The organism is Sulfitobacter sp. HI0027 (assembly GCF_001634775.1).
GTDB lineage: Bacteria > Pseudomonadota > Alphaproteobacteria > Rhodobacterales > Rhodobacteraceae > Sulfitobacter.
In genome coordinates this window covers 1-2,857 of sequence record NZ_LWER01000063.1, presented here as the reverse complement: position 1 = coordinate 2,857, position 2,857 = coordinate 1, and the positions used below count along the sequence as shown (strand labels likewise).

General features: G+C 55.8%; 4 protein-coding genes. 2 read left to right on the top strand and 2 right to left on the bottom strand.

Annotation, left to right across the window (positions count from 1 at the left end):
• A partial coding sequence (locus tag A3722_RS03930) for a transposase (RefSeq protein ID WP_150120427.1) occupies nt 1–445 on the bottom strand: 445 nt, incomplete at its 3' end.
• Nucleotides 446–659: 214 nt separating this feature from the next.
• Between A3722_RS03930 and A3722_RS03925 the strand changes: the two genes are divergently transcribed.
• Both A3722_RS03925 and A3722_RS03920 read left to right on the top strand, forming a co-directional pair.
• Nucleotides 660–1,250 carry a TetR/AcrR family transcriptional regulator gene (locus A3722_RS03925; protein WP_067627274.1) on the top strand — a complete coding sequence of 197 codons (591 nt, stop codon included), beginning with the start codon at nt 660–662 and terminating at the stop codon, nt 1,248–1,250.
• Between the two features lies 1 nt (nt 1,251).
• Nucleotides 1,252–2,307, top strand: a complete 1,056-nt coding sequence (locus tag A3722_RS03920) for a DMT family transporter (protein WP_082849345.1) — start codon at nt 1,252–1,254, stop codon at nt 2,305–2,307.
• 187 nt (nt 2,308–2,494) lie between these two features.
• Here A3722_RS03920 and cysC read toward each other — a convergent pair.
• Nucleotides 2,495–2,857, bottom strand: a 363-nt coding sequence (cysC, locus tag A3722_RS03915) for an adenylyl-sulfate kinase (protein ID WP_067915922.1), incomplete at its 5' end; no start/stop codon positions are given.

The window sequence follows — 2,857 nt, the reverse complement described above, 5'->3', positions numbered from 1 at the left end:
GGCTGGCGTCAATCGCCATTCGCTGGCCGCTGACCAGACCTTCGGCGATGCAGCGCGCGACAGTCGTCTCAAACAGGTGGCGCAGCAGTTCGCTGTCGCGAAAACGCCCATGCCGGTTCTTGGAAAACGTCGAGTGATCCGGGACCCGGTCGCTCAGATCGAGGCCGCAGAACCAGCGATACGCGAGGTTCAGATGCACCTCTTCGCAGAGCCGTCGCTCAGAACGAATGCCGAAGCAATAGCCGACCAGCAACATCCGGATCAGCAGCTCGGGATCGACCGACGGGCGGCCGGTATGGCTGTAGAAATCCGCAAGGTGGGCGCGGATGCTACTCAGGTCGACGAACCGATCAATGGATCGAAGCAGGTGATCTTGGGGAACATGATCCTCCAGCGAGAACTCGTAGAACAGCGCCGGTTGCGCCTCCTGTCGTGGTCCCATCATCGCCAATACTCCCCCCGAATAAAGGGATTGAATCAGCAGTTCAGGCCGCGATCAAGGAAGAGTTTTTCAACAAAATAAGCCCAAAGTTACGTGATGCTGCTACGCGGCCAATGGCTGCTAAGCGGAATTTCGAAAACGATTGCCAGCATTGCTTTGCCCCTTGCGGCTCCTCGATTGTAGGTATACCGACCTACCTATTATCGGGAGATTCGACATGGCCCTGCCAAGTAAGACACCAAAAGGATCTGCACATGATCGCCTCATGCAAGCGGCCATGATCCTGTTCTACAACCACGGCATCAGCGGAACCGGCATTGATGCCATTGTGGAACGCGCAGACGTTGCGAAAAAGAGCCTCTACAACAACTTTGCCTCCAAGGCAGATCTGGTAAACCAGTATCTTGAGGCACGGCATGAAGAATGGTTGGCGCTCTATGATAACCGTGTGGCGACGGCAAAGGAGCCCAGTCAGCGTATCCTTGCGGTGTTCGATGCCTATCAGGATCACGCTGAATTTGCGTATGAGCGGGGGTTTCGCGGTTGCGGTTTATTGAACGCGGCGGCTGAACTTGAGGTCGGCGATGTTGGGCGTGCCGCTGTCAGGCGGCACAAAGAACAAGTCGAAAGTATTCTTGCGCAGCATATCTCGGATCTGCTTCCAGAAGAACCCGATCATGTGGCGTCTTTGGCAGCTCAGATTGCCTTTCTGCTGGAAGGCGCGATGGCACGGGCGGGGCTGGAGGGCAGCAGCGTGCGGGTGATTATGGCAAGGGCGATGGTCGACGACATGTTGAAGGCGCTTTGAAATGATGCAGGGAAAGACTTGGGGTGTGGTCGCAATCCTTTTCTCGGCTATTGTCTGGGGCACGACCGGAACGGCGGCAACATTTGCGCCCGATGTCAGTGCTGCCGCCATGGGGGTCGGTGGCATCGCACAAGCGTTGGTGGCCGCACGCGGCATCGCGCGATCTCGCACTGCACTTTGGGATCAGCGTCGGCTTCTGGTGATTGGCGCGCTTTCGGTGGCGATTTATCCGCTGGCTTTCTATGGAGCGATGAGGCTCGCTGGCGTGACTGTCGGAACCGTCATTACCATTGGGTCTGCTCCACTGCTCTCTGCGCTTATCGAATACCTGCTGGACCGGAAAAATCTGACTTTACAGTGGTCCGTCGGGGCCCTTTTCGGGCTGATCGGCATGGGGCTGATCTGTGTTGCAGAAAATCTCTCCCACGGCGAACTGGTTGGTGGCGATTCCGTGCCTTTGGGGGTTTCTCTGGGGCTGATTGGCGGACTAACATATGCCCTCTATTCTTGGAGTGCGCGGAAAATGATGCTGCAAGGCACGCGGTCGTCGGTTGCGATGGGGGCCACGTTTGGCCTTGGCGGTCTGCTGCTGATGCCGGTGCTGGTCGCGACGGGAGGGCCGTTTCTTGCATCTTGGACAAACGCAGCCGTAGGGATCTACATGGCAGCCGTGCCGATGTTCCTAGGCTACCTTAGTTTTGGATTTGGTCTGGCCCGTGTGGAGGCGAGTATGGCAACGGTCATCACGCTGCTGGAGCCTGTCGTCGCGGCGGTTCTGGCTGTCCTCATCGTCGGAGAGCGTTTGCCGAACCTCGGATGGATTGGCGTGGTCTTGGTTGTCGGGTGCCTTGTCATCATCACGATGCCTATGTCGCTCGGCGGGCGATTCCGTGCAAAAGCGGATAGGCTCCAGCTTGGCGGCACGGATACTGCATCAATTAACTATGATGGCGTTACCAATGAAGTTACCGTTATGGTCGGTGATAATAGTGTTGCAATTCTCCGATCCACCGTCAATCTGTCCGGTTTTGAAATGGACGACATTGCCTTTATTTAATGACCACATGCCTTTTTGGAGTGCCCCCCTTGCCGATCTCTCGTTCATAAAGGGGAGCTACAAGTTGGTTCAGATATTAAATCAAGGTGACGAATTTTCGCAATGGGCAGATTAGAAAGTCAAACTGAGACTATTACAATACAAAGCTAGGGACGGCGTGAGGCGTGTTGCTCGGAGCAGACAAAAATTAATGCTCCGGGATCAGCCTCGCAATAATCAAATCAGCCGCTTCTTCTGCGCTTAGCTTCGTTGTATCAATGCGCAACTCCGCCGCTTGTGGCGCCTCATAGGGCGCATCGATCCCGGTAAAGTTCTTCAACTCGCCAGCGCGCGCTTTGGCATAAAGCCCCTTCACATCACGGCTCTCGGCTACTTCAAGCGGTGTGTCAACGAACACCTCAAGGAATTCACCAGGTTGCATCATGCTGCGCATCATATCCCGCTCTGACCGATAGGGCGAAATGAATGCGGTAATAACAATCAGGCCTGCGTCCGTCATAAGCTTCGCCACCTCGCCAACACGGCGGATGTTCTCGACCCGGTCCGTTTC

Excerpts from the sequence above, each read along its gene's own strand:
- A3722_RS03920 (WP_082849345.1), top strand. The coding sequence starts at position 1,252 with ATGATGCAGGGAAAGACTTGGGGTGTGGTCGCAATCCTTTTCTCGGCT.
- A3722_RS03925 (WP_067627274.1), top strand. The coding sequence starts at position 660 with ATGGCCCTGCCAAGTAAGACACCAAAAGGATCTGCACATGATCGCCTC.